Raw genomic sequence first — 26,558 nt, 5'->3', positions numbered from 1 at the left:
ACTCCGCACACCAGCCAGACCGGCGGCCGGGACCGGCCCGGTCCCGAACCGACAACAGACACCGAGAGAAGGGGAAATTCAGCCGTGGCCGTCTCTCGTTTGCCGACGGCGTCGTATCCGATGCCCGCGGAGCACGAGTTGCCCGAGAACACCGCGCGGTGGACCCTCGATCCGAGCCGCGCCGCTCTCCTCATCCATGACCTGCAGCACTACTTCCTCCGGCCGTTCGGCGAACCACTGCTGACGGACCTGCTCCGGAACGTCGAGGCGCTGAGGAATCGGTGCGCCCGAACGGGTGTGCCGGCCTACTACACCTTGCAACCCGGCTCCATGACACCGCGGCAGCGCGGCCTGCTCGCCGATTTCTGGGGACCCGGCATGCGGTCCTCCCCGGAGGACCGGCGCGTTCCCGGCCGGCTCGCCCCCGGCCAGGGCGACACCGTCTTCACCAAATGGAAGGCGAGCGCCTTCGTCCGCACCGACCTGTTGCGGACGCTGGAACGCAGCGGCCGAGACCAACTCCTCGTCTGCGGCGTGTACGGCCACGTCGGCATCCTCATGACGGCCAACGACGCTTTCGCGAACGACGTCCAGACCTTTCTGGCCGGCGACGCCATCGCCGACTTCTCCCTGGAACACCACCGGATGACGCTGGACTACGCGGCGAAGCGGTGCGCGGTGGTCGAGTCGACCAGGACGATCCTCAGCACCCTCGCGGCGGCCACGGCAGCAGCGCGATGACGGCCACGCTGGACGAACTCCTGCGGACCGGGCGTCCGTTCGCGTTGCTGCACCGACCGGAGACGGGGCTACGAGGCAGGCTCGAATTGCTCACCGGAACGATCACGGAACCGGGCGGCACCGCCGACCTGCCCTTGGCCGAGCGCGGCCCGGACACCCATTCGCTGCTGGCGATCCTGCCTTTCCGGCTGATCGGGGAGCGGGGCTACGACCATCACGACGACGGCACGCCGATACTGGCGATCAGCGTCACCGAGCAGTCGGAGATCCCGGCAGGCGAGGTCGTGCGGGCGGCGGGCCGGACTCCGATCGCCGTCGACGGCGGCAGATTCGACCCGGACGACGACACCTACGAGGACATCGTGCGGCGAGTGGTGGCGCACGAGATCGGCCAGGGCACCGGATCGAACTTCGTGATCAAACGGGCCTTCCACACCGAAATCCCGGATTGGTCACCGTATACCGCTCTCGCCTTCTACGGGCGGCTGCTCGCCGTCGAATCCGGCGCGTACTGGACCTTCCTGATCCACACCGGCGATCGCACCTTCGTCGGGGCCAGCCCGGAGCGGCATGTCAGCCTCGACGGCGGAACCGCGGTGATGAACCCGATCAGCGGAACGTACCGGTACCCGCCCGGCGGGCCGACCCTCGACGGGGTGCTGGACTTCCTCGCCGACGGCAAGGAGACCAACGAGCTGTACATGGTGGTCGACGAGGAATTGAAGATGATGAGCCGGATCTGCACGGATATCCGGGTGCACGGTCCCCGGCTCAAGGAAATGGCCAGGCTCGCCCACACCGAGTACTTCATCGCCGGGAACACGAGCCACGACTTCCGCGACGTCCTCGCCGGCACGCTGTTCGCGCCGACGGTGACCGGAAGCCCGTTGGAGAGCGCCTGCCGGGTGATCACCCGGTTCGAGCCGGCAGGGCGCGGTTACTACGCCGGCGCGGCCGTGCTGGTGGGCACCGACCTCGACGGCCACAGACGGATGGATTCCGCCATCCTCATCCGGACCGCGGACATCGACCGGGACGGCAGGCTGAGCATCGGGGTCGGTTCCACCCTGGTCCGGGATTCCGATCCCGGGGCGGAGACCGCGGAGACCGCGGCGAAGGTGGACGCGCTGCTGGCCGCCCTCCGTAGCGGCGAGCGCCGGCCGCGACCGATACCCGAGCCCGGACCTGCATCGAGTCCCGAGGTGAAGCGCGCACTCGCGTCGCGGAACGATCCGCTTTCCGGCTTCTGGCTGGGCGACCGGGACGAAACCGCCGCGTACGAGGGCCACCGGCTGCTGATCATCGACGCGGAGGACGCCTTCACCGCGATGGGCGGGCAACTGCTGCGGGCGCTGGGATTCGAGGTCACGGTCCGCCGGTTCGACCAGCCGTACGATCTGTCCGGCTACGACCTGGTGGTGGTCGGGCCCGGCCCCGGTGACCCCCGTGCGACGGCCGATCCGAAGATCGTCCACCTTCGCCGGGTCACCGAGGACCTGCTGGCCGGTGACCAGCCCTTCCTGTCCATCTGCCTGAGCCACCAGGTGCTCAGTTCGGCGCTGGGGCTGCCCTTGATCCGACGGCCCGATCCGAACCAGGGCGTCCGGCGCCGGATCGACCTGTTCGGCCGGGACGAGTCGGTGTTCTTCTACAACACCTTCACCGCGCACACGCGCGGCGAACCGATGACGGCCCGTGGCAGGCAGGTGGAGATCTGTCATGACGCCGGGACAGGTGAGGTCCATGCCCTGCGCGGTAACGGGTTCGCCTCGGTGCAGTTCCATCCGGCCTCGGTGATGACCCGCGACGGGCAGGGCATCGTCGAGCGGATGGTCGCCGTCGCCCTGCGCGAGCTGGACACGGTGTCATGAGTTTCGCCTTCGACCTCACCGATCCGCAGCTGTGGCGAACGCTGCCCGCGGCGCAGCAGCCCGCCTGGCCGGATCGCGGTGAACTGGCGGCCGTGACGGCCCGGTTGCAACTGGCCCTGCCCCTGGTGTTCCCCGCCGAATGCGATCGGCTCACCCGGCGGCTGGCCGCCGTGGCGAACGGCGACGCCTTCCTGCTGCAGGCAGGCGACTGCGCCGAGTCCTTCTACGCCACCTCCGCCAATTCCGCGCAGAACACCGTCGCGACGATGCGGCAGATGGCCGTGGTGCTCGGTTACGCGTTGTCCTCGCCGGTCGTCCTGCTGGCCAGGATGGCCGGGCAGTACGCGAAACCCCGGTCCGCGCCGACCGAGACCCGTGGCGGACTGGAACTTCCGGTGTATCGCGGCGACGCCGTCAACGGTTCGGAATTCGACGCGGCCGCGCGGACGCCGGATCCGCATCGGATGCTCCAGGCCTATCACGCGAGCGCGACCGGCTTGAACGTCGTCCGGGAGCTCAACAGCGGCCGCTACACCAGCCTCCGTCAGCTCCAGGCCGCCAACGAACGGTTCGTTTCGACACGAGCGCACCACCGGCCGGTGTCCGACGCCATCGGGCGTGCCATCGCTTTCCTGTCCGCGACACTCGACCTGCCGGACGTGGAGCCCGGGCCGGTTTTCGTTTCGCACGAGGGACTGCTGCTGGACTACGAGTCCGCGCTGACGCGGGTCGACGCGGTGAGCGGCCGTTCGTACGCGACGTCCGGCCACCTGCTTTGGATCGGCGAGCGTACCCGCGCCGTGGACGGCGCGCACGTGGAGTTCTTTCGCACGCTCGCCAACCCGATCGCGGTGAAGGTCGGCCCGGGGATGACCCCGGACGAGCTGTCGGCCTTGATCGACCGGCTCGATCCGGACGGCATCCCGGGCCGCCTCACCCTGATCACCAGAATGGGCGCGGACCGGATCAGGGATGTCCTTCCCGCGCTGGTGGAATCCGTCCGTGCCGACGGGAGAACCGTCGGCTGGGTCTGCGATCCCATGCATGGCAACACCCTCCGCGCTCCCTCCGGGCACAAGATCCGCAGGCTCGGCGACATCGTGCGGGAGGTGAAGGGATTCTTCGAAGTGCACCGGGCTTTCGGGACCCATCCCGGGGGAATCCACGTCGAGCTGACCGGCGACGACGTGACCGAATGCGTGGGCGCGGGTGTCTCTCCGGCCGAGGTCCCGTCCCGCTACCAGTCCGTCTGCGACCCTCGGCTGAGCCGCGACCAAGCGCTCGATCTCGCATTTCAGCTGGCCGGGCTGGAAAGCGGGAGTTCCATCGAGCGGGCCAGTTCGGATCTGGTCGCGATGCCCAGCTTGTGATAGGCGCGCTGCAGATGGTTCTCCACGGTACGCACCGAAACCACCAACCGGCTCGCCACGTCCCGGTTGGTCAGTCCCGCCGCCACCAGTTGGGCGACTTCGCGCTCGCGGTAGGTCAACGTCGGATCGCCGCCGCGGAACCGGTTGCAGCCGCTCCACGGTGGCACCGTGCCGCCATATGAGGCCAGTATCTCCCGGAACCGCGCACCGGCCGCCCGTGCCTTGCGAGCATGACCGGTGTCGCGGCACAGGGAGCTCGCCTGCGCGAAAGCCTCCGCGGCGAGCGGAAGCAGGCCCAGTTCCAGAAATTCTTCCGCCACTCGAACGAGCCCGTCCTCGCTACGGGAGGCGAGTGCCCGTACGTGTTCGGCCCGGGCGTGGGAAAACGGCGTCGTCACCGCGGCGTCGAGTGAAATCGCCTGGTCCACGACGGACTCCGCCTCGCCGAGCCTGGCGATCAGGTGCACCGCGAGGATGGCTTGTGCCAGCCGTCCGGCGTCTTGGCTGCGTTTCGCCACTTCCCGGGCGGTGATGATCGCCTGTGCCTGCTTCCCGCTGTGCGCCAGTACCACCACGCTTTCCAGATCCACCCCGTCACGCTCGATGCCGGACAACGGGTGCCGCTCGTACAGCGAGCGTGCTTCGGCGATCGTGGCCGACGCTTCGGGCAGCTGTCCGCTTTCGGCCAGTGTTCCGGCCAGCTGGGCCAGCACCCAGGATCGGCCGGAGTACCAGTCTCTCGTCCGGGCGAAGGTGCGGGCGGTGTGGAATTCGGCGATCGCCTCCGACATCCGGCCGCGGAGGCGGTGGACATGGCCGCGCAGGACGATTCCCCAGACGGCGATCCGGCCGACCTCGTCGTTCGACGGCCGGGCACGGAGCCGGCCGAGGCTCTCCGCGCCCTCCCCGCCGCCGGACAGCTGGGTCACCTGGGTGTACGCGACGTCGAACGCGTACCGGTGTGGTTCCGCCCAGTTCTCCACTGCCGGACGACAGGAATCCAGCAGGGCCACCGCCTTGCGGGTGTCGCCGGTGAAGTCGCACGCGTAGGCGACGGCCGGGGCGAGCGCTTGAGTGAGCGCGGACCCCGGCGACTCGCGGGCCAGCAACGCCGAACCCTCCGCGGCCACCGCGGGCAGTTCGTCGGCGAGGATGCCGATCCATGCCCGCAGGACGTGGAGCCGGGCGCCCGAAGCCGCGGGGCGTTCGGTCAGCTCGTCGTCCACGAAGGATCTCGCGTCCTCGACGCGGTCCAGCCGGGTGGCCAGATTGGTCGTCCGCTCGGTGATCAGCTCGGCCCGCAGCTCGGGTGTCACCGGGATGGCCCAGACCGCCGACAGCATCCTTTCCACCTCGGCGAACCTGCCCTGCTCGCCCAGCGCCCGGCTCAGCAGCAGCGTCGCTTCGACCATGGCCGTGCCGTCCGCGGATCTCTGCAGGGCCAACCGCGCGAAGCGTTCTGACGAAAGGACATCCGAGCGTGCGCCGCTGAGCCGCGCCGCCGCCAGGATCCGGTCCGACGCGAGGTCACCGGTGACCCTGATCCGCAGTAGTTCGGCGCGGCCGTCACGATGGCGGTGCCCGTGCCAGTCTTCGATCGCCTCGGCCAGCCGTAACCGGAGCCGCCGAGCGGTCAGCTCGGGCATCGCTCCGGCCAGCACCGTGTCGTAAACCCGGTACGCCAGCCTCAGGTGCAGCACGTCGCCGATCATCTCCGTCACGACGATTCCCCGATGGTTGAGGGATTCCGCCGCCGCGGACAAGTCGGCGACGATCGGCAGGTCCGCCTCGAGCGAACCCGCCAGCGCCAGCATGTTCACCAATTCCGTCTCGACGGGATCGAGGGGACCCAGCTGCAGCCAGACCAGGTCCACCAGCCGGTCGTTGTCGCCGACCAGACCGGACCAGCGCCAGGCGCCGTCGTCGGCGATGCTCAGCCCGCCCTGTTCCAGGTCGTGGTCGACCACCTCGCTCAGCAACCGGGCGTTTCCGCCGGTGAGATAGTGGAGCCGGGAAACCGTGCCGGGGTCGACGTGCCTGCCGAGGCGGGTCCGGAGCACCTCGCCGACGCCAGCTTCGGAGAACCGGGTCACCTCGATCCGGTCGGCGACCCGGTCCTTCCACAGTGAGCTGATCCCGGCCGGTGCCGTCGAATCGGCCAGCACGGTGGCGATCACCGCCACCCCGCAATACGCGGCCAGGTAATGGACTCGCTCGGCCAGCGCGCCGGTCAGCAGGTGGGCGTCGTCGACGCCCACCACGACCCGGTCGGCGTCGTGGGAATCCAGCCACGCGTTCAACGACGTCCCGGGAACGCCGTCGGGCACCATCGCGGCGGTCGCCACCGCCACGGTGCCGCCGGCGACCTGACCCGCCAGTGCCGCTCGCAGCAGCCTGCTCTTGCCGACACCGGGCGCGCCGACCAGCACGATGCTCCGGTTGTTCTTCAACGCGGTGCCGATGGCGGTCAGCTCGTCGGTGCGTGCCGCCGTCGGCCAGAGATCCGCGTGACCTTCCTCGGAAAACGAAGAAAAAGTGCTCGCGATGAGATCCGTCATTTTCTCCCCCACAGAATCGCGGTCAGAGCAAAGTGGTTCCTCGAATCAACCAGCGGGACATGCGGTGACGACGCTGAATCCGGGTGCGCGAGGGCATTCGCGGATGCTGTCCAGAGTGAACCCGGATGCGCGCAGCAGTGCTTCGAACTCCCCGGCGGTGCGCTCGGTCCCGCCGGTGACGACCAGCATGTTCAGGTCGCTCAGCACGGCTCGTGGCGAGGCGATCCAGCCTTCCGGTTCGTCCGGGATCACCGGATCGACGATGTACAGCACCGAATCCGCCCGCATCGCGTCCCGGCACACCTTGAGCGCCCGTTCGGATTGCTCGTCGTTCCAATCGTGGATGACGCTCTTCAGTACGTACGCGTCCCTGTCTCGCGGCACCGAATCGAAGAAGTCACCCGCGATCAGGCGAGCCCGATCGGAGAGACCCGCTTCCGACAGCACGGTCTCCGCCAGCGCGACGTTCGCCGGGGTGTCCACCAATTCGCCGCTGAGCCCCGGGTTCGCCTTCAGGAAAGCGGTCAGCAACGTCCCGTTGCCGCCGCCGAGGTCGACGATCGTGCGCATACCCGACAGATCGCAGGCTTCCACTATGCCGGGATGGTCCATCCGGGCCCGCTCGGCCATCGCCTCGCTGAACACCCGTCCACGCTCGGGATGCTCGGCCAGCCACGGGAAGATCGGTGCTCCCAGTGCGTCCTCCAGCGTCGGTTCGCCGCTGCGGATCGCGTCTTCGAGCGCACCCCAGGCGCGCCACTGCTCGTCGCCTGCCCAGAACCGGACCACAGTGCGCATGGTCGGGTCGGTACCGGACCGCAGCAGTGCGCCCGCCCCGGTCAGGGCGAAGGTGCCGTCGCCGATCGAGTCGACCAGCCGCAGCGCGGTGCACAGCCGGAGGAATCGGTACAGCGTCGGGCCGTCGCAGTCCAGGTCGGCGGCCAGGTCGTGGGCGGTGCGCGGACGCGCGGCGAGTTCGTCGGCCACGCCGAGCGTCGCGAAGGTCTGGAGGGCCTGAGAGCGGTAGAAGCCGTAGAGCAGGTCGAAGACGAAGGTCTTGTCGTCGTCCGTGGGGATGGGATTCACAGTTTTCTCCTCGGTGACTTGGATTTCAGGAAATCGCAAGGGTCAGGAGTGCGGCGCCAAACGCCAATGGCGTGCGTCGGTCTGGGCGTTCCACATACCGGCGTACCGGCCGCCCGCGGTGAGCAGTTCCGTGTGCGTACCTCGTTCGGTGATCCGGCCTTCGTCGAGAACGAGGATCTGGTCGGCTCCCACGACGGTGGTCAGCCGGTGGGCGATGACGATGACGGTCTTGTCCGTGACCAAGGCGTCGATCGCCTCTTGGACGGCGACCTCGCTTTCGGTGTCCAGCGCGGCGGTCGGTTCGTCCAGCAGGACGATGGGCGCGTCTTTCAGAATGGCTCTGGCGATGGAGATCCGCTGACGTTCGCCGCCCGAGAGGGCACCGCCGATCTCACCGACCCGCGTGTCGTAACCGCGTGGCAGGCGGTCGATGAAATCGACCACGTTGGCCGCCCTCGCCGCCGCTTCGATCTCGGCGTCGGTGGCGTTCGGCCGGGCCATCGCGATGTTCTCACGGATGGTGTCGTCGAACAGGTAGACATCCTGGAAGACCACCGAGACATGCCGGAAGATCTCGGCGGGCTCGACCTGCCGCAGGTCGCTGCCACCGATCCGGATACGGCCGCCGTCCGGATCGGCGTAGCGGGTCAGCAGCCGGGTGATGGTGGTCTTCCCGGACCCGGACGGCCCCACCAAGGCGGTGAGACTCCGCTCCGGCACCGAGAAGGTCAGCTCGCGCACCACGGGCTTGGTGCCGTATCCGAAGCTCACGTCGTCGAAGGAGATGTCGAACGCGGAGATCTTCGCGGCGGGTTCGGCCACCGGCAGCGGCTCGGCTTCGAGTACTTCGCCGACTCGTGCCAGCGCGGCGTCCGTCATCTCGAAGACCACCGTCATCTGTGATGCCGTCGCCAGCGGTTCGGCGAACCGGACCGCGCCCGCGACGACGGCGAGCAACACCGGGACGGACAGGTCCGCGTCCAGGGCCAGTCCGGCGCCGAGCGCCACCATCGCCACGATGCCGATCTGGACGGCGCTGGAGGCGAGAAGCCCGGGCCACATCAGTCCCTTCTGTGCCTGGCTCATCACCGTGCCCTGGGTGGTGAGCGCGCGGCGCAACCGATCGGAGGCGGCCCCGACCTGTCCGGCCGCCTTCAGGACGGGCAAGCCCTGCACGTACTCGACCACTCTGGCGGACGCGTCGGCGTCGGCGGCCTCCAACCGGCGCATGCCCGTTCCGCCGCGACTCTGGATCCGGCGTACGAATCCGATCGCGAACGGCGTCGAAATCGCCAGTACGACGCCCAGCCGCCAGTCCACCAGCAGGATGACCACCAGCAGGACCACCGGGACGGTGACGAACTGGAGGAAGAGGAGCCCGGCGGTGGAGATCCCGCTCGTCGCGTTGACGACGGTCCCGCCGACCAGGCTGGTCAGGTCTCCGGAGGCGCGTTCCTCCAGATCGCGCTGGCGCATCGTCCGCAGCTTCCGCCCGAGCCGTAGCCGCACGTCGGCGAGGACCTCGGCCCACTGCCCGTGCTGGAAACCGAGTTCGCGGGACCGCAGGACGGCCTCGATCAGGTAGCAGACGACGAAGACCCCGAGCCAGAGCCAGGCTTCCCCGTGCCGGACCGGTTGTGCCGCGAGAGCCGCGAGCAACGGGATCAGGCTCGCGTACGCGCCGGCCTGGACCAGTGAGGCGAGAAGGGAGATACGGACGGACGAGACGTACTGCGCCCGGTACCGGCCCGCGGCCAGCATCATCAACTGCCAGATACGTTTCATCGGCTGCTCAGCCCCATCGGCGGGCCCGCTCGTGGTGGTTCCACAGGTGGTGGTAGGTGCCGTCCCGGCCGACGAGCTCGGCGTGGGTGCCGCGCTCGACCACCCGGCCACGGTGGATCACGACGATCTGGTCGGCGTCGGTGACGCTGGAAAGCCGGTGCGCGATCACGATCACCGTGCGGTCGCGGGTCAGCCGGGCGATCCCGGCCTGGATCGCCGCTTCGTTCTCCGGGTCCGCGTACGCGGTGGCTTCGTCCAGCACCACCACCGGCGCGTCGGAGAGCATCGCGCGGGCGATGGTGATCCGCTGCCGCTGCCCACCGGACAGCAACGTGCCGCGCTCGCCGACCTTCGTCTCGTATCCCTCCGGCAATTCGCCGACGATGAAGTCGTGGGCCTGCGCCGCTCGCGCCGCCCTGACGACGTCCTCGTCGGCGGCGTCCGGCCGGGCGAGCCGGATGTTCGCCGCGATGGTGTCGTCGAGCAGGAAGGGTTCCTGGAAGACCAAAGCGACGTGGCGGAGCAAGGATCCGGTGCCGATCCGGCGTACGTCCACGCCGCCGACCTCCACCGATCCACGCTGGACGTCGAAGAACCGGGGGATCAGCCGGGCGATGGTGGACTTGCCGGAGCCGGACGGACCGACCAGCGCGCACACCGTTCCCGCCGGTATGTGGATGTCCACATCGTCCAGTGCGGGCCTGCCTCTGTCGTCGCCGTACCAGAACGTGACGCCGCGGAGCGAGACCGAGCCGTCCCGTGGGGGCAGCGGATGCTCGGGTTCGGGCATCGGCGGTATCGCGAGCAGTTCCTCGATCCGGGCCGCACCGGCTTTGGACTCGTTGACGAAGTGGGCCAGGTACATGATCGGGGTGACCGACTCGATCGGCAGTGTGCCGATCAGCAGGCCCACCAGCAGGGTCGGTGGGTCCATCGCGTCCGCGAGGGTGAGCGGGACGCCGACGAGCAGGATCAGCACCAGCGTGGGCACCGGCGTCATCGCGACCCGGGTGAGCACGGCGGCGGACTTGCCGGAGGCCTGCCACGCGCCGATCGTCGCGGTGAATTCGTCGACCCGGTCGGCGAACCGCCGGAACGACGTGGAGCCGTCGTCGAACGCCCGCACCACCGGCATGCCCTGGACGAATTCGACGACGGCCTTGTTGATCTCCTCGTTGGCCCGGTAGAACTCGCGCCGCAGCTCGGCCTGGTCCCGGCCGGCCAGCCGCATCCCGATCCACACGACCGGCCCGATTGCCAGCACCGCGAGCAGCAGCCGCCAGTCGACGAACGCCAGCGCGCCCAGTGCCGCTATCGGCTGCACCAGGCAGAACCCGAGCTGCGGGGTGATGTCGGCGACCGCGACGTGCAGCGCGCGTACGTCGTCCTGGACGACCTTCTTTATCGCGCCGGATCCGAGCCGGGAGACCTCGCCGAGGGGCACCTTGCCGAGATGTCCGGTCAGCGCGGTCCGCAGGTGGACTTCCAGGTCGAAGGACGCTTCATGCGCTACGCGCACGGCCAGCGACCGGAACGCGAGCCTGCCGAGGATCGCGGCCAGCGCGGCGCCGATCAGGCCGAACACCTTGGCAGGCAAGGGATCCGTCGCCAGCAGTTCGCGCAGGGCCAGCGCGATCAGGACGAATCCGGCCACCCCGCAGGCGGCGGCCAGACCGCCGACCGCCACCGCGGTGAGGAGCCGCCGTTTCACCGGCGCCAGAAGCCCCAGCAGTGACCGGCCCGGATCCGGACCGGTGCCGGCGGCCGGGGAATCCCCGGGTACTTCAGCCGCAGCCGTCGCCGTGCTCACTCGATTCCCTCCCCATGGACAGACCGAAGAACGGCCTCGTTTCCGTGTTCGTCGATGTCATCGGATCTCCTTCGTCGCCAAGGCGGGTTCCGTCGTGCCGATTCGTGTGTGGGGGGTGCGTTCGGTGAACCACAGTGCGACAGCGCCCGCCCCCGTCGCGGCCAGCACGGCACCGGCACCGATCATCAGCGGGTAGCCGAACGATCCCGCCGCGGCCAGGAAACCCGCGCCGGCGAGCAGGCCGATCAGGGACGCGAAGCAGGACATCACCGTGAAGTCGGTACCTGGCGACCAATGCCGGCTGTAGTCCATCGCGACCGCGTAGATGAGGGTCAGCGTCGCCGCGTAGATGAGCTGCAGCAGCACGATCGTGATCACCGCGACCCAGGCGAGCGAGACCCCCAGTGCCACCGGCAACAACGTCAGGATGACCGGGATCTGCACGATCAGCAGCGTCAGCAAGGTGCGCCTGCGGCCGAACCTCCTGATGGTCCCGCCGGCGAGGAACGCCCCGGCGATCCCGGACGCGCCACCGACGACGCTGACCGCGACGGCGACGTCGCTCAGCCCCCATCCGGCGTCCACCAGCATCGGGGCCATCAAGGCGTAGACGCCGCCGATTCCGGCCCAGGCCAACGGAAGCACGACGAATCCCCAGACCGCCATTCCCGGTTGCCTGAACAAGCTCACGATCGCGGCGAAGCGCACCGCGCGTTCCACGGGGGCATGCGCCGCCGGGGGCTCCCGGAATCGGAGGATCTGCGAGAACGGGGTGGCCGTCGCCGCGGCGAGGGTGCAGATCGCCCACTGCCAGCCGAAGTGGTCGTAGACGATCAGGACCAGTCCGCCGCCGATGATGTTGCCGAGGTAGCCGCCCGCGATCTGAACGCCGTTGCCGACTCCGCGTTCGCCCGGCGAGAGCACCTTCACGGCCAAGGCGTCGGTGGCGATGTCCTGTGTCGCCGAAAGCAGGCCGACCGCCGCGACGACCAGCATGAGGATGCCCAGATCGTTCACTGCGTCGAGCGGCAACGCGACCAGCAGCGCGACGGTCATCAACGGTTGCAGCACCAGCAGCCAGGAGCGGTAGTGGCCGTGCCGCCGTCCGCCGAAGTGGTCGATCGCGGGCGCCCACAGGAACTTCAGGATCCACACCAGGCCGATCGACTGCACCGTCGCGATCTTCGCGAGGCCCACTCCGCGGTCGCGAAGGATCGCTGTGAGGGCGACGTTGAAGAAAGCGACCCCCAGGTACTGGCTGATGTACAGCCCGCCCAGCAGCCAATACTTGCGGCCTGCGTTCACGGAGCCCCCAGTTGTTAGACTGCGTCTAATAGATATTAGACCACGTCTAATAAGTAAGTGTACCCTAATAATCACGGCGGGCGTCAAGACCGAGATCGGGAAATAGCTGGTTTACGATGGATGGATGAGCACGCGAGCTACGCGAAAGGTGTCCCGTCAGGCCGCGCAGCTGCCTCCGATCAAGCCGGAACACATCATCGAAGCGGCCGTGAAGCTCACGCGTGCACATGGTCTTGACGGCTGGACGATCCGGCAGCTCGCCGCGGCGCTCGAGGTCTGGCCGCGCGTGATCGACTACCACGTCGGCGATCGTGAAGCCGTCATGCACGGAGTGCTCGAACACGTCGTCGCCCAAATCCCGGTGCCGTCGACGGAAACACCGTGGCAGGACTGGTTCCGGCGCAGTCTGCACGACGCCAGGCCGATCCTCCGTCGTCATCGCGGCACCGCCCGGCGCATCGTCGTGCTCGGGCCGGTGGTCTCGACCGTGGCGTCGAGTTTGGACGCCGGGGTCGGGGCGCTGCTGCGCGCGGGCTTCGCGCATCACGCCCTGGACACCTATCGGTACCTGGCGAACACGGCTTTCATGCTGGTGTCGGTCGAAGACGAACGCGACGATTTCCCGGACGCCCGTGCCAGGAACAATCAGTTCCTCGCTTCCTATCGCGACGATCGCGACCGGCCCGGCCTCGCCACTGCCGCGCTGATCGCGAGCGAACGGCAAAGCGACCGGGCGGCGATCGAACGTCAGGAGGAGGACTTCTACACCCTGACGATCGAACGGTGCATCGCCGGCGCCGAGGCCCACTTGAGGGAACTCATCGGCGCGCGCTGACCTTCGTGCTGACGGCGTCCGTCGTGCTTTGGGAATGCTTCGGAGTCAGGAAGAAACAAGCCAGCACGCCCGCCAGCACCGAGGCGATCGCGGGGAGCAGGAGTGACTGCGCCATCGCCGTGGTGAACCCCGCGTGCAGGGGCTCCGGAAGCACCTTGAGGTTCGAGGCTCCGGCGGACATGGGCAGGTTCGCGCTGAGCCGGTTCTCCATGACCGTCGCGATGCAAGCGCTCCCGAGCACGGCACCGAGCTGACGAGTGGTGTTGTAGACGCCCGCCCCCGCCCCGGCCCGGTGTGGCGGGAGATTCCGGGTCGCGGCTGTCGTCACCGGCCCCCAGATCCCCGCGTTCGCGGCGCCGAGCAACGCGCTCGGGAGCAGCAGCCAGCCCAGACCGACGTCGGCGGACAGGATGCCGACGTACCACAGCAGGGACGCGGCCAAGGCGGCGAAGCTGACGGGCACGAGCAGGCGTGGAGCGACGCGATGGCCGATCTTGCCGATCAGGGGAGCGAGTACGCCCAGCAGGACACCCATGGGCGCGAGCATCAAGGCCGATTGGGTGGGCGTCAGCCCGCGGGCGAGCTGGAAGTAGTAGACCAGCGGCAGGGAGAGTGCCGTCACCGCCAGGCCCATCGCCGCGATGACGAGGTTCGCCAGTGAGAAGTTGCGGTCACGGAACAACGCGAGCGGCACGAGCGGCTCGGATTTGTTGACCGCCTGCCAGGCGATGAAGATCCCGATGAGGAGCGCGCCGGCGATGATCAGGGTCCATACGGTGATCGGGCCGGTGATCGTGCCCCACCGATACCGCTCGCCCTGCTGGATACCGAAGACGAGCAGCAGTACGCCGGTGGCGCTGAGCAGGACGCCGAGGACGTCGAACCGGTGCCGGTGCGTGGGCAGTTTCGGCACCAGGCGAAGGGTCAGGAGAAGGGCGATCGCCCCGAGCGGGACGTTGATGAAAAAGGTCCACTGCCAGCCCAGTGTGTCGACGATCAGTCCGCCGAGGATCGGGCCGACCAGGCTGGCGACGCCGCCGGCCGCGCCCCAGATGCCCATGGCCGCGCCGCGGCGCTGTGGCGGGAAGACGTGGGTGATCACCGCCATCGTCTGCGGGGTGATGAGCGCGCCGCCGATCCCTTGGAACACCCGCGCGACGATCAGCGTCTCGATCGTCGAGGAGGCCCCGCACCAGGCGGACGCGGCGGTGAAGACGATCAACCCCGCGAGGTAGACGTTCTTCGGTCCGAACCGGTCGCCCAGCCGTCCGGTGACCAGCAGCGGGACCGCGAACGCGATGAGATAGGCGCTGGTCACCCAGATCACCGCGTTCAGGTCGGCGTTCAGGCTCGCCATGATGTTCGGGGTCGCGACCTGGACGATGGTGGTGACCATCAAGACCATGAAGAAACCGAGGACCAGGGTCCACAACGCGGGCCACGGCCGGATCGCACTCGGCGTTTCCTCGTCGCTGGTCGTTCTCGACATGAATGTTCCCCTCGCTCGCGAAGCGCGTCATGGCGACACTAGCCACCTGTGTTAGACAGTGTCTACCAGGTTAGGCTAACCTTGCTGCGTCGAGGTGTTCAACTCGTGTCCGACCGCCGCGGCCGGTGGTCCCCGATGGTGAACCCGAGCCGTACCTTGGCCGTGCGCGCACCGCCGCCCTGCACATGGACGCCGAGCGCGGTGCAGACGATCTGGTCGATCCCGAGCGGCGAGACCTCTCGGCGGGCCAACGGAAGCGTGAGCTGGACGAGTTCGAGTTCGGTCGTCACGGTGACCCGGGGGAGCGCGGACGGCGCGATCTCGGTGTGCAGGCCCTGGCCGGGAGCGGCTCCGCTGAACAGCAGCGCGAGCGCGTCGGCGATCGAACCCAGTCTGCCGCTCTTGCGTTCGTCGGGCCGCAATCGCTGCTGCGCGTCGACGAAGTACAGCGGCCCGTCCGGGCGCACGCCGCAGCCCGCGAGCAGCAAGCAGACGGCCAATGCTCGAAGGAGTTTCACCTGTCCTCCGGATTCCGGGGCAGTTCGAGGACGAAGCGGGCGCCGCCGCCCGGCATGTTGTCCGCGCCGAGGTCGCCGCCGTGCGCGCGGGCGTTCTCCCTGGCGATCGCCAAGCCGAGCCCGCTGCCAGGGGTACGGGCGCGCCCGGTGGCATGACGATGACGTGGTACGCGGGGCATTTCATCTACAAGTCGGCGATCGGCCAGCCGCAGACCTACTCGTTCATGTACTTCCGCGCGATAGTGGTGATGACGCTCGTGGCGTCGGTGCTCTGGCGGCGCTGGATCCGGCGCGGCCCGCTGGAATGGCTGGTGCACAAGGTGATCACCACCGTCGTCCCCGCTCCGAAACTGCCGTGACCCGTTCACGCGCGAGCGTCACGCGGGCAGCCTCGGACATCCCGAGCGGGTAAGGCAGAGGAGGCATGTCGCGAAAGCCACTCTCGGGACACCAGATGTCCCGAAAGTGGCTTTCGCGACGTCAGTACCCGGCATCGGCTGAAGAGAACGCGTAGCGCGGAGACTGACCCGCAAGAGACGCCACGGCTGCCGGGGGGGGCGAAAGCGTCCTTCACCGCGTCGGACGCGACGAAGGGCCCCTTCAGCCCACCTGCCCGTCCGTCCGCACGCGCCCGCCTGCCCGTCCGCCCGCGTCCACCTGCCCGCCCGCGTCCACGTCGGCCTCAGTCGTTCAACGCGCTGACGGCGGCTTGAATCATCTCGCCATGTCGCGCAGAGCGTCCCGGCTGCCGCGAATCGGCAGCGGTTGTGCCGTGAAGTTCATTTGAGCGAGTTCAAGAAGGCGTTCCAGCTCGCCGGGCTGAAGGTGATCGCCGGCGGGTTCGCCGAGCGATCTTTGCTGTCGCGCAGCGATACAGAATGACTCGAAAGCTTTACTTCCACGCAGCTGCCGGTCGCGTTCGAATAGCTGCTTTTGAACCAGTCTCCCGATGACTTCGTTGTCGAGGAGAATGTGGCGCCGTTCAATCTAGGTCCCTGGCGTAATGGCGGATCATCTCTAATGATTGCCGCTCGTCTAAAGCTTGCCCGAATGTGTCACTGTAGGTCAGTGTCAAATCGCGGACTTGCGTCGGATCGTCGATGATGTCGTAGGTGGTGACCGTCTCTTGCCAAGCGACGGTGGGCAATCTCGGGTTCTCGAAATCGATCATGTGCACGGTGGACGCGCCGAAGAGTCCGCATGCTCTCGCGGTGAAGGGGATGATGCGAACCCTGATCCTTTCGGGATGTCCTTCGATCATGTCCGCCAGGTGGTCGAGCTGGCCTCGCAAGGTGGCCGGACCGCCGATCTGCTGCCGAAGGGCGGCTTCGCTGATGATCGCCGTGACGTGAAGTGGATTCTCGCTCACGAGCCGCTGCTGCCTGTGCAGGCGGACCTCGACCCGTTGGTCGACCTCCACCTGGCGAACGACGACCGCCGGGGTCATGATCGCCCTCGCGTAGTCCGCGGTCTGCAGCAGTCCGGGAATGATCAGGCTCTCGTACTCGCGGACGCCGTGGGCGCCGAGCTCGAGGCCGAACATGCGTTGAATCTCGCTGCCGAGGAAGCTGGAGTACTTGGTCCACCAGCCGCGTTCCTTGGCCACTTGGCGCAGATCGAGCAGCTCCTGCCGTTCGCCGTCGTCGAACTCGAGAAGCGTCAGCAGTCTGATCAGGTTCTCTTCGGAGAGGATCTTGCGTTCGTTTTCGACGGCGGACCAGTAGTTGCGCGAGAAGCCCAGCGCGTCGGTGATGGTCTTGACGTCGACGTTCAGCTGGTCGCGGCGCTCGCGGAGCCGAAGAGCGAGCTCCCATGCTGCGACCACCGGAGACGGCGGTGCCGGCACTTCTTCCCCCTTCGGGTCGGTCGCCACCACGCAGGGGACGATTCACGTGCATGGTTACGGTAACCACACGATACTCCGGGCAGTGTAGCCAGGCAGTGTAACCCCACCTTATCGTTCGAAGCGACCTGGCAAGCCGTCAGTCAAGTCGCATGTCGCGGTCGCGAAAGGCGCCCCTCTCGACGCCTGGCTTCCTGGCGGTGCCGCCACGATGCTGCACGCCAACGGGGAGGAAGCAGATGTCAACTCCAAGTCACTACGGGTTCGGTGCCCATTCCTCTGCGCTGTCGTCCGGGTCGCCCCCGGAAGCCGAAGCCGCCATGCCGGAGGACGCCCCGCGGTCGCCGGCGACGCTGAGTCTCGACATCGGCGACCCCGCGGCCCGCGAGGCGGTCGGACGGGCCGCGACCCACTGCACGATCGTCGCGGTCGACATCGAAGGATTCGGGCAACACCACCGCAGCGACACGAACCGGGTGCGCATACGCCGCGGGCTCTACCGGGCGATGCAGGCGGCCTTCGAAGGTGTCGGAATCCCATGGCTCTCCTGTCATCGCGAAGACCGCGGTGACGGGATCTTGATCCTCGCCCGCGCCGAGACCCCGAAGGCCCTGTTCGTCGACCGCCTGCCCTCCGCCCTCGCGCTGGAGCTGGCCAGGCACAATTCGGCTCATCCGTGCGAAGAGCAAATGCGCCTTCGGCTCGCCTTGCACGCCGGAGAGATCAACTACGACGAATACGGAGTCACGGGCTACTCGATAATTCACGCGTTCAGGCTTCTCGACGCACCATCGCTCAAGGTGGCGCTCGCCGACAGCTCCGCGATCCTGGCCATCATCGGATCCGAGTGGTTCTTCACCGAAGTCATCCGGCACAGCGAATTCAGCAATGCGGCCTCATATTCCCCGCTGGAGGTCAAGAGCAAGGAGACGGAAACGCGAGGGTGGGTCCTGCTCGGTAGTGCCTCCATCAAGTCTCACCACCCGAGCGCGGGCTTGCGAAATCCACGTCATGGGTCCTGTTCTCGAACGATACGACGGGGCCCGAGGAGATAAGCCCGGTTGATCCGCGCCCATACAAGGTGCGGCCGGCGCGGATCGCAAGTGACGCGGGAAGCTGTCACCCGAACGATCGTGATCCGGCATCCGGTCGATCTAAAAAGAAGACCGGCTTGCCGGACGAGAAACTCTCGGTGGCTCCGCGGGAAGGCCATGCGGAAACCTGGAAAGAGCCTGCCGACGCTTCACCGGAGTTTCCGGCAGGCCTTGCAGGAGGGGTTCACCGCGCGCTGGGGCTTCTTCCACCTCGACCCGGTGAGCGCCCTCGCTCGAAGGCCCCCGGCGACTGTCACGAAATCCTAATACCGTGTCGGGCACGCTGTCCCCAGACCGTACAAGCACGCCACGGGGGGACATCCGATGCTCTTCCAGCTCCTCGGACCGATCGAGGTCAACGCACCCGGCCACCCACGACTCGCGATCAAGCCGGGCAAGCCGGCCACCGTGCTGACCGCGCTGGTGCTCGAACGCGGCAAGTGGGTCGACGTGGACCGGCTGATCGACGCGGCCTGGTATGGCCGGACCGCTCCGGCGTCGGCCAGGGGCAACCTGAAGTCCTACATCTGCGGACTGCGCCGCGCACTGGCGCCCGCGGCGGACCGCGCCCGCATAGAGAGCAGGCCCGGCGCGTATCGGATCGTCGTCGACCACAACGAGACCGACATCCACCATGTCGGCCGCAACTCCGCGGAGGGCCGCGACGCCCTCGGCGACGGCGACTACGAGCGGGCGGCCAAGCTGCTCACCGACGCGCTGGATCTGTGGCGCGGCACGCCGTTCGAGGGCCTGCGATCCCTGGACGCCCTCGCCGAAGTCGCCCGGCTGGAACGCCTTCACGTACAGATACGCGAAGACCTGGCCGAAGCAAGCCACGCGCTCGGCAGGCACCTCGACGCGATCTCCCTCCTGCACGGTTTGATCGCCGAAGATCCCTTGCGGGAGCACGCTTGGGCACGGCTGGTCCTGGTGCTGAACGAAACCGGTCAGCGCAGCGAAGCGCTCGCCACGTTCCGCCGGGCCCGCGCGATCATCGTGCGGGAACTCGGCGTCGAACCGGGAGCCGCCCTCACCGATGCCCACCGGACCGTGTTGCTGGGCCGCGAAACCGGGTTTCGTGCGGCCGCCTGACCGCACCGGACGGTGAGGTGCTTCGAATGAACCGGCGATGAACCGGTGTCCGCCATCATCGGCACGGTTCACCGCCGGTGGCGGGTGGTATCGGCCCCAGACGCGGGAGACAGGTGGCGAGTTGCGCGGCGATGACGTCCGGACGGCGAGGTCAGCCGATGCGGTAGCCGGCTCTCGGCACCGTGGTGATCAGCGGCGGTTTCAGCAGCTTCCGCCGGAGATTCGTCAGCAGGACGTCGAGAACGTTGGACGTCGGATCGGCCACCTCGTCCCAGCCCGCCCTGATGAGCTGATCACGGGAAACCGGCCTGCCGGCGTTCTCCAGCAGGCATCGCAGCACGGCGAATTCCGTGCGGGTCAGGCTCAGCAGGACGCCGCCGCGCCGGACCTCGTGCCTGCCGGTGTCCAGTTCGAGGTCCGCGGCCCGCAGCACCGACGGCAGCGGGACCCGGCCTCGGCGGCAGAGGCTGCGCACTCGCGCCACCATTTCCGCGATGGCGAAGGGCTTTTCGAGGTAGTCGTCGCCGCCGCGCCGCAAGCCGGCGACGCGTTGATCGGGATCGCCCAGCGCGGTCAGGAACAGCACCGGGGTGGTCCAGCCGGTGCCGCGTTTCCGTTCGACGTAGTCCAGCGCGTCCCCGCTGGGGAGCATCCGGTCGAACACCACACAGTCGTAGGCGTTGACGAACAGGGCTTCGTCCGCGGGGCGGAGATCGCCGACGGCGTCCACGGCGAACCCGGCGGAACGCAGGGACGAGTGCACGGACGACCGGAGGGCTTCGTCGTCTTCGATGACCAGGATCCGCACCCGGCCAAGGTAGCCGAGCCGCCGGACGGCCGTATCCGGGTGATCGCCCGTTCCGCTGTGCCCAGGACGCTAATCTCCCACGGTGACCCCATGACCTCCCTCTTTGGTGCGAGGATCCGATGCCGATGAACGCGAGGGTGCTGGTCGTCGAGGACGACGAAGACATCCGGATGGCCGTGTCCGCCGAGTTGCGCGCCGCCTCGTTCACCGTGGACGCCGCCGGTTCGCTGGCGGCCGCGGCCGAAGCACTCGAAGCGACCGGTGGGGTGCACGACTGCGCGGTCTTCGACCGGATGCTGCCCGACGGCGACGCCATCGGCTTCGTCGACGAGCGCAGGCGGCGGGGCTGGGCCGTGCCGGTGCTGTTCCTGACCGCGCTGGATTCGAGCAGCGCCCGGATCGAGGGATTCGAACACGGCGGGGACGACTACCTGGTCAAACCCTTCGTGATGGCGGAGCTGCTGGCGCGCGTGACGAACCTGTGCCGTCGCCGGGGTGCCAGGCCGCCGGTGTTGCGCCACGCCGACCTCGAAGTCGATTTCGCGCGCTGCGAGGTCCGCCGGGGCGGTGTGCTGCTCTCCCTGAGCAACCGCGAGTTCGCGATCCTCGAATACCTCGCGACCCGCCCCGGGATGACGGTGTCCCGGGCGGATCTCGTCGAGCACTGCTGGGATCTCGAAAACGAACCCGTGGCCAACGTCGTCGACGCCGTCGTCAAACGGCTGCGCCGCAAACTGGGCGAGCCCGATCCGGTGGAGACGGTCCGCGGAGTCGGGTTCCGGCTCTCGTGACGGACACCGACACCGAGACCTCGACCGGGCGGCTGCGGCGGCTCCGCGGTCTGCTGACGCTGTTGTTCACCGCGATGAACGCGCTCGGCCTGGTGGTGCTGGCGTGGCTGCTGATCGAGGCGGACGCCGATCAGGGCAGGCAGCGGCTCGACAGCGACGTCCGCCAGGTCTCCGCGACGCTGGCCAGGCTCATCGCGGCGGACGGCGGGGCGATCGTCACCGCCTACATCGGCACCGACACCGTGAACCAGCAGTGCCCGCAGTTCGCCGTCCTGCCCGGTACCGCGCCGCACTTCGAGCCCTACCGGGGTGAACGCGAGTGCGTCCCCGTCGACGACGGGCTGCTGAACCGGCTCGCGGCCGAGGCCACCGGCACGAACCGCTCGAAGACCGGCTACGAGAGGACGGCCGCCGGGCGGTCCGTCTACGTCGCCGCCGATCCGATCAAGGACACCTCGCAGCAGATCGTCGGCGCCGTCGTCGTGGTGGCCGACGCCGAGGCCGTCGGCGAGCGGCACGACGAGTGGACGCTGCTGGTGATCGGCGGCTGCGTGCTCCTGGTGCTCGGGCTCGGCGCCGCCGGGTATTTCATCGCGGGCCGCGCCATGCGCCCGGCGACCGCGGCGTTGGAACAGCAGAAGTCGTTGCTGGACGGGGTTTCCCAGCTCCTCGACGGAGTCGTGCACGATCTGAAGACGCCGGTGGCCGGTTTGCGTGCGCTGGCCGAGACGGCGTCGCGGAACCCGGCGGCGCAGGCCGAGATGTTGCCGAGGACCATCCGGCTCGCCTCGATGATGGGCGACATCATCGACCTCTGGCCGAGCCGTGCCCGGGTCACCGCCGGGGTCGAGAAGCCGGCCATGGAGCCGTTGATGCTCGATCAACTGGTCGAGATCCTCGTCGAGGACATGCCCGCCGGCGGCGCCCGGATCTCGGTCACGTCCGTGCCGACCCGCGTCGAGGGCGACGCGACATTGCTGCGGCGCGCGATCGCGAACCTGATCGGGAACGCGCTGAACCACGGCCGCGCGCCCGGCGAAGAGGCCGACATCCAGGTCACCGTGCTCGACGGCAGGGTGATCATCGCCGACCGCGGTCCCGGCGTCGATCCGGACGGGGCGGCGGAACTGTTCGAACGCTTCGTCAGCGGCGGCGGATCGACCGGGATCGGCCTCGCCGTCGTCAAGTGGGTCGCCGACATCCATGGCGGCACGCTGCGTATCTACAACCGCGACGAGGGCGGGGCGATCTTCGAGCTCGCCCTGCCCATGGGGGACCGGTGAGCACGCCATGACGCCGAACGAACGCGTTACGCTGCCGGATGTGATCCGTGCAGGTAAGGGGACCGCCGGGGCGCGCTGGCGGGCAAGGGCTCCGATCGCGTTGATCGTCGCGGGCTGTGTCGCGGTGGTCGGCATCGCCGTGGGGGGTGCCGCGAAACCGCTGCCCGGCCTGGATCTGGTCCAGACCGGCCACTGGATCTACAACTCGGCGCTCGGCAAGGCGTTCCACATCGACGGGTCGGGCAAGCGGGCGGACGCCGAAGTGAGCGTCCCCGGCGCCGACAAGGACAGCCAGGTCGTGCAGGGTCCGACGCAGGGATACGTCGTCGGCCCTTCGAAGAACATCGAGTTCGGCAAATCGACGCTGTCGGTCGAAGGCAGCCACCCCGCGCCTGCCGCCGAACGTCCGGTGACCCTCGAAGTCCGGGGCGGGCCGTACGCCGTCTACCGCGAGGCCGGGACTGTGAGCCGCTTCGGCGACCGCGCGGTCACCGTCAAGGCCGGAGGGCCGCTGGGGACTCCGGTCGCGACCCCGGACGGGCGGCTTTGGCTGCACCGGCTCGACACCGGGCTGTTGTGCGAACTGGCTCCCGGTTCGGAGCGGCTGTCCTGCCCGTTCGTGATTCCCCAGGGGCACAAGGGTTCCCTCACCGTCGTCGGCGACGCCGCGATGTTCGTGGACACCACCGACGACACCGCGCGGACGGTCGCCGTCACCGGCCTCGGCGATCTGGTGAAGCTCGGCGTCGAGGTCCCGGAGACCGCGGTCGCGGCGTCGAACGACGTCGAGGGCAAGGTGGCGATCCTCGACCCGCAGGGCGCGCGGCTGCATCTGGTGGACGCCGGGCCGCAGGCCAAGACCGCCCCGGTGACCGTCGGCCTTCCGCCGGGTGATTACGCGGGCGTCGCCGCCTCGCGGACCGCCGTCGCGGTGGTCGACCGCACCAGCAAGACACTGCGCACCTTCGACCGCGACGGCCGGGAGCGGGACAGGAAACCGATCCCCGGCGAGGGCGGCAGGCCCCCGGTGCGCGGCCAGGACTCCAAGGTCTACGTCGACGGGGTGGACGGTGCCCATGTGCTGGTGGTGGAGCACGACGGCGCGGTGAACGAGGTCCCGGTGACCGGCGCTCCCGATCCCGCCAAGGACCCGAAACCGGTGGCTCCGCCGCCCCAGAACCCTCCGGACACGCGGGGACCCGTCACACCGCCCCAGCCGCCGCCCGCGCCGTCCGGGAAGCCGGACCGGCCCGTCGCGCCGCAGACGACGAAGCCACCGCCCGTCGCGGCGAGCCCGCCGGGCGCGCCGCGGTCGGTGACGGCCACGCCGGGCAACGCCTCCGCGACCGTGCGGTGGAACGCCGCGGCCGCGAACGGCGCCGCCGTGACCGGCTACCGGGTGACCTGGTCCGGCGGCGAGAGGACGGTCGGCGGCGGCGCGCGGACGGCCTCGATCACCGGGCTGGCCAACGGTGCCTCGTATGTCTTCACCGTCGCCGCGATCAACCGCGCGGGAACGGGGCCCGGTGCCAGTTCCGCTCCGGTGACCCCGGCGGTGCCGAAGCCGCCGAGCGCCCCCGGGAACGTCGCCGCGCAACCGCAGGGCAACGGCGGCGCGCTCATCACCTGGACGCCCGCGACGGCGAACGGCTCGCCGATCACCGGCTACCGGATCTACTGGTGCCCGGACAGCGAAGGCATCAACCAGCCGCATGATCCGCCGGATTGCGGCGAGGCGACCGTCCCGGCGTCGGCACGGCAGTACGTGGCCGATTTCCTGTTGGTGGGCACTGAACTCCGGTTCTACGTCGAGGCGACGAGCGCCGCGGGCAACGGCCCGGCGGGGGACGATCCGACGACGCCGAAGGGGCGGCCGGACATCGAGGTGACGCAGCGGAACGGGATGGTGCGGCTGGTGGCCAGGACGATCACCGAGAGCGCGAACTGGAACGCCACGCTCCCCGTCGTCGTCACCGGGCCCGGCGGCTTTCGCAAGGAGCTCACGATCAAGCTCACCGGCCAGCACAACACCGGCACGGATCTCCTCCGCTATCCCGGTGCCAAGGGGGACGAGGTCACCGTCACGCTGCAACCGAAGGTCTACAGCGAGATATCGAAGACGATCACCTGGAAATGACGGGCACGAAACAGGGGGCACGATGAACCAGCCGGCCGCGACCGGGGTCTACCAGGCGGTCGCCGAGAACGTGCAGCGCGTGCTGCGCGGCAAACCGGACGTCGTCCGGCTCGCGATCGCGGCTTTGCTGTCCGAAGGCCATCTGCTGATCGAAGACGTCCCGGGCCTGGGGAAGACGACGCTGGCCCGGTGTCTCGCCCGCAGTATCGGCGGGAGCTGGAACCGGATCCAGTTCACCCCGGACCTGCTGCCCGGTGACGTGACCGGGGTGATGGTCTACCACCAGAACAACGAGAAGTTCGAGTTCCACCCCGGCGGGATCTTCGCCAACATCGTCCTCGCGGACGAGATCAACCGCGGTACGCCCAAGACCCAGTCCGCGTTGCTCGAGGTGATGTCGGAGCGGCGCGCGACGGTGGATTCGGTGCCGCACGAGGTGCCGCATCCGTTCCTCGTGGTCGCCACGCAGAACCCGATCGAGATGGAGGGCACCTATCGCCTGCCCGAAGCGCAGCTCGACCGGTTCATGATGCGGATCTCCGTCGGCTACCCCGATCACGACTCCGAGGTCCGGGTGCTCATGAGCGACTGCGCGCGGGTCAGCCCGGACGAGCTGAGCCCGGTCGTGGATCTGGAGACCCTGCGCCGTGCCATCGACCAGGTGCGGGACGCCTACCTGGATCCCGCGATCTGTTCGTACGCGGTGCGGCTCGCCGCGGCGACCCGGGAACACGCGGCGGTCCGCTACGGCGCGAGCCCGCGCGGGAGCATCGCCCTGGTCCGTGCGGCGCAAGGGATCGCGGCCACCGACGGCCGTAATTACGTGACCCCGGACGACATCAAGGCCATCGCGAAACCGGTGCTGGCCCATCGTCTGGTGCTCACCGCCGACGCGGAGCTCAACCAGCGGTCCGCGGCCGACGTCGTCGACGAGGCGCTGGCGGCGACGCCCGCGCCCGCGATCAACGCGGTCTGAGCCGAAGCGGGCGGATGAGGATGCGGCTCACCGGACGCGGTACCGGACTGCTGGTCGCCGCCGTGCTGCTGTACGGCGCGGGCGAAGTGGCCGGATACCCCCTGCTGCGTGTGCTCGCGGGAACCGCGGTGGGCGCGTTGCTCGCCGGGGTGGCGCTGGCGATCCGGCGCCCACGGGTCGCGGTGCGGCGCGACGTTTTCCCGGACCGCGTCGAACGCGGACATCCGGCGATGGCCCGGCTGCTGGTCGGGAACCCGGGAACACGGCGGCAGGCCGGGTTCACGGCGCGGGAGCACGGGGAACACGGCGCCGAACTGGCCGTCACGGTCCGCCCGCTGCCACCGGGCGGTGAGGCGACGTACCACTACGAACTGCCGACGAGGCGGCGCGGGCGGTTCACGGTCGGGCCGTTGATCCTGGAACGTGCCGATCCGCTCGGCCTGGTCCGCCGGCCGCTTCCGGCCGGTGACACCGCGACGCTGTGGGTCTACCCGAAACTGCATCCCGTGCGCGCGCTCGCGACCGGGCATCCCCGCCACCACCACGACGGGCCGACGACCGACGATTCGCTGCACGGTTCGGCGGACCTGCGGGACGTGCGCGAGTACGTCGTCGGGGACGAGGTCCGTCACCTGCACTGGAAGGCCACGGCCAGGACGGGGCAGTTGATGGTCAGGGACTACGTCGATCCCGACCATCCGCGGTTCACGCTGCTGCTCGACACCCGGGCGAAGGTGTTGTCGGAGAACGAATTCGAGGAGGCCGCCGAGCTGGCGGCGTCACTGGTGAACGCGGCGGCGATGGCCGGGCATCGCTGCCGCCTGCTCACCTCGACCGGCGAGGATCTGACGACCTACGGCGGCGCGCAGGCGGCGAGGCGGCTGCTCGACGTGCTGTGCGAGGTCGGCCAGGACCCGGCCGCCGATCGGCCGATGATCCCGGTTTCGTTGTCCCGCAAGGGTGTCCGTGGTGGCTGCCTGGTCGTCGTGACCGGCAGGGCCGGGCCGGACCTGCGCGGCCTCGCGGTCGTGCGGCCGCATTTCTCGTCGGTGTACGTGCTCGGGGTGGGCACGCACGGGCTCGGGATGGACGGGCTCGGCGTGCACGGCGTCGAGGGTGTCCCCGCGCGCGGAGGGTCAGTGCGGCGGACGCGGCCGAGGCGGTGA

General features: G+C 69.0%; 22 protein-coding genes and 1 pseudogene. 12 read left to right on the top strand and 11 right to left on the bottom strand.

Annotated elements, in window-relative coordinates; translation table 11 throughout:
- Nucleotides 1-84 precede the first annotated feature (84 nt).
- From MJQ72_RS33490 to MJQ72_RS33480, 3 genes are read left to right on the top strand one after another with little or no spacing between them, the layout of a single operon-like run.
- A complete protein-coding gene (locus MJQ72_RS33490) occupies nt 85-741 on the top strand; it encodes an isochorismatase family protein (RefSeq protein WP_315860775.1) in 657 nt (218 codons plus the stop codon).
- A complete protein-coding gene (locus tag MJQ72_RS33485) occupies nt 738-2,612 on the top strand; it encodes an anthranilate synthase family protein (protein ID WP_240595034.1) in 1,875 nt (624 codons plus the stop codon). Before MJQ72_RS33490 ends, MJQ72_RS33485 begins: the two co-directional genes overlap by 4 nt.
- On the top strand, nt 2,609-3,982 hold the full coding sequence (locus tag MJQ72_RS33480) for a 3-deoxy-7-phosphoheptulonate synthase class II (RefSeq protein WP_240595032.1): 1,374 nt from the start codon (nt 2,609-2,611) through the stop codon (nt 3,980-3,982). Before MJQ72_RS33485 ends, MJQ72_RS33480 begins: the two co-directional genes overlap by 4 nt.
- Here MJQ72_RS33480 and MJQ72_RS33475 read toward each other — a convergent pair.
- From MJQ72_RS33475 to MJQ72_RS33455, 5 genes are read right to left on the bottom strand one after another with little or no spacing between them, the layout of a single operon-like run.
- Nucleotides 3,907-6,540 (bottom strand): LuxR C-terminal-related transcriptional regulator, encoded by a 2,634-nt coding sequence (locus MJQ72_RS33475; protein ID WP_240595030.1) that lies wholly within the window; start codon nt 6,538-6,540, stop codon nt 3,907-3,909. The genes MJQ72_RS33480 and MJQ72_RS33475 overlap by 76 nt on opposite strands.
- A gap of 45 nt (nt 6,541-6,585) precedes the next feature.
- Nucleotides 6,586-7,626 carry an acetylserotonin O-methyltransferase gene (locus MJQ72_RS33470; RefSeq protein ID WP_240595028.1) on the bottom strand — a complete coding sequence of 347 codons (1,041 nt, stop codon included), beginning with the start codon at nt 7,624-7,626 and terminating at the stop codon, nt 6,586-6,588.
- A 42-nt stretch (nt 7,627-7,668) separates the two neighbouring features.
- Nucleotides 7,669-9,411: an ABC transporter ATP-binding protein gene (locus MJQ72_RS33465; RefSeq protein ID WP_240595026.1), complete on the bottom strand. Its 1,743-nt coding sequence runs from the start codon at nt 9,409-9,411 to the stop codon at nt 7,669-7,671.
- A gap of 7 nt (nt 9,412-9,418) precedes the next feature.
- Nucleotides 9,419-11,221 carry an ABC transporter ATP-binding protein gene (locus MJQ72_RS33460; protein ID WP_240595024.1) on the bottom strand — a complete coding sequence of 601 codons (1,803 nt, stop codon included), beginning with the start codon at nt 11,219-11,221 and terminating at the stop codon, nt 9,419-9,421.
- Nucleotides 11,222-11,278: 57 nt separating this feature from the next.
- The gene (locus MJQ72_RS33455) at nt 11,279-12,526 is read right to left on the bottom strand and encodes an MFS transporter (protein ID WP_240595022.1); all 1,248 of its coding nucleotides are present in this window, start codon (nt 12,524-12,526) and stop codon (nt 11,279-11,281) included.
- Between the two features lie 124 nt (nt 12,527-12,650).
- On the opposite strand from MJQ72_RS33455, the gene MJQ72_RS33450 reads away from it, so the two are divergent.
- Nucleotides 12,651-13,361 carry a TetR/AcrR family transcriptional regulator gene (locus MJQ72_RS33450; RefSeq protein ID WP_240595020.1) on the top strand — a complete coding sequence of 237 codons (711 nt, stop codon included), beginning with the start codon at nt 12,651-12,653 and terminating at the stop codon, nt 13,359-13,361.
- Here the strand turns inward: MJQ72_RS33450 and MJQ72_RS33445 are convergent.
- From MJQ72_RS33445 to MJQ72_RS45240, 3 genes and pseudogenes are all read right to left on the bottom strand, one after another.
- Complete coding sequence (locus MJQ72_RS33445; protein WP_240595018.1) at nt 13,345-14,850, bottom strand: DHA2 family efflux MFS transporter permease subunit; 1,506 nt, start codon at nt 14,848-14,850, stop codon at nt 13,345-13,347. The genes MJQ72_RS33450 and MJQ72_RS33445 overlap by 17 nt on opposite strands.
- Nucleotides 14,851-14,948: 98 nt before the next feature.
- Complete coding sequence (locus tag MJQ72_RS33440) at nt 14,949-15,368, bottom strand: hypothetical protein (protein ID WP_240595016.1); 420 nt, start codon at nt 15,366-15,368, stop codon at nt 14,949-14,951.
- Nucleotides 15,365-15,517, bottom strand: a pseudogene (locus tag MJQ72_RS45240) (ATP-binding protein); the annotation flags it as partial. The gene MJQ72_RS33440 and the pseudogene MJQ72_RS45240, both read right to left, overlap by 4 nt.
- Nucleotides 15,518-15,520: 3 nt before the next feature.
- Here MJQ72_RS45240 and MJQ72_RS33435 point away from each other — a divergent pair.
- Nucleotides 15,521-15,727 (top strand): DUF418 domain-containing protein, encoded by a 207-nt coding sequence (locus tag MJQ72_RS33435; RefSeq protein WP_240601610.1) that lies wholly within the window; start codon nt 15,521-15,523, stop codon nt 15,725-15,727.
- A gap of 420 nt (nt 15,728-16,147) precedes the next feature.
- Here the strand turns inward: MJQ72_RS33435 and MJQ72_RS33430 are convergent, their stop codons facing one another.
- On the bottom strand, nt 16,148-16,270 hold the full coding sequence (locus tag MJQ72_RS33430; RefSeq protein ID WP_240601483.1) for a DUF397 domain-containing protein: 123 nt from the start codon (nt 16,268-16,270) through the stop codon (nt 16,148-16,150).
- Nucleotides 16,271-16,350: 80 nt separating this feature from the next.
- Nucleotides 16,351-17,244 (bottom strand): Scr1 family TA system antitoxin-like transcriptional regulator, encoded by an 894-nt coding sequence (locus tag MJQ72_RS33425; protein ID WP_240595015.1) that lies wholly within the window; start codon nt 17,242-17,244, stop codon nt 16,351-16,353.
- 206 nt (nt 17,245-17,450) lie between these two features.
- Between MJQ72_RS33425 and MJQ72_RS33420 the strand changes: the two genes are divergently transcribed.
- Both MJQ72_RS33420 and MJQ72_RS33415 read left to right on the top strand, forming a co-directional pair.
- On the top strand, nt 17,451-18,266 hold the full coding sequence (locus MJQ72_RS33420) for a hypothetical protein (RefSeq protein ID WP_240595013.1): 816 nt from the start codon (nt 17,451-17,453) through the stop codon (nt 18,264-18,266).
- Nucleotides 18,267-18,629: 363 nt separating this feature from the next.
- Nucleotides 18,630-19,397 (top strand): AfsR/SARP family transcriptional regulator, encoded by a 768-nt coding sequence (locus MJQ72_RS33415; RefSeq protein ID WP_240595011.1) that lies wholly within the window; start codon nt 18,630-18,632, stop codon nt 19,395-19,397.
- A gap of 151 nt (nt 19,398-19,548) precedes the next feature.
- On the opposite strand, the gene MJQ72_RS33410 is transcribed toward MJQ72_RS33415, so the two are convergent.
- On the bottom strand, nt 19,549-20,205 hold the full coding sequence (locus MJQ72_RS33410; RefSeq protein WP_240595009.1) for a response regulator transcription factor: 657 nt from the start codon (nt 20,203-20,205) through the stop codon (nt 19,549-19,551).
- A gap of 119 nt (nt 20,206-20,324) precedes the next feature.
- Between MJQ72_RS33410 and MJQ72_RS33405 the strand changes: the two genes are divergently transcribed.
- From MJQ72_RS33405 to MJQ72_RS33385, 5 genes are read left to right on the top strand one after another with little or no spacing between them, the layout of a single operon-like run.
- Entirely contained in the window at nt 20,325-20,996 is a 672-nt protein-coding gene (locus MJQ72_RS33405) for a response regulator transcription factor (protein WP_396426894.1), read from the top strand.
- Complete coding sequence (locus MJQ72_RS33400) at nt 20,993-22,279, top strand: sensor histidine kinase KdpD (protein ID WP_240595005.1); 1,287 nt, start codon at nt 20,993-20,995, stop codon at nt 22,277-22,279. The genes MJQ72_RS33405 and MJQ72_RS33400 overlap by 4 nt, the downstream gene beginning before the upstream one ends.
- 40 nt (nt 22,280-22,319) lie before the next feature.
- Complete coding sequence (locus tag MJQ72_RS33395) at nt 22,320-24,416, top strand: fibronectin type III domain-containing protein (RefSeq protein ID WP_240595003.1); 2,097 nt, start codon at nt 22,320-22,322, stop codon at nt 24,414-24,416.
- A gap of 22 nt (nt 24,417-24,438) precedes the next feature.
- Complete coding sequence (locus tag MJQ72_RS33390) at nt 24,439-25,392, top strand: MoxR family ATPase (protein WP_240595001.1); 954 nt, start codon at nt 24,439-24,441, stop codon at nt 25,390-25,392.
- 20 nt (nt 25,393-25,412) lie between these two features.
- Nucleotides 25,413-26,558, top strand: a complete 1,146-nt coding sequence (locus MJQ72_RS33385) for a DUF58 domain-containing protein (protein WP_240595000.1) — start codon at nt 25,413-25,415, stop codon at nt 26,556-26,558.

The organism is Amycolatopsis sp. EV170708-02-1, from assembly GCF_022479115.1.
Classification (GTDB): Bacteria; Actinomycetota; Actinomycetes; order Mycobacteriales; family Pseudonocardiaceae; genus Amycolatopsis.
Note: the sequence above shows the minus strand (reverse complement) of the source record. Positions and strands in the feature narration are given on the sequence as shown.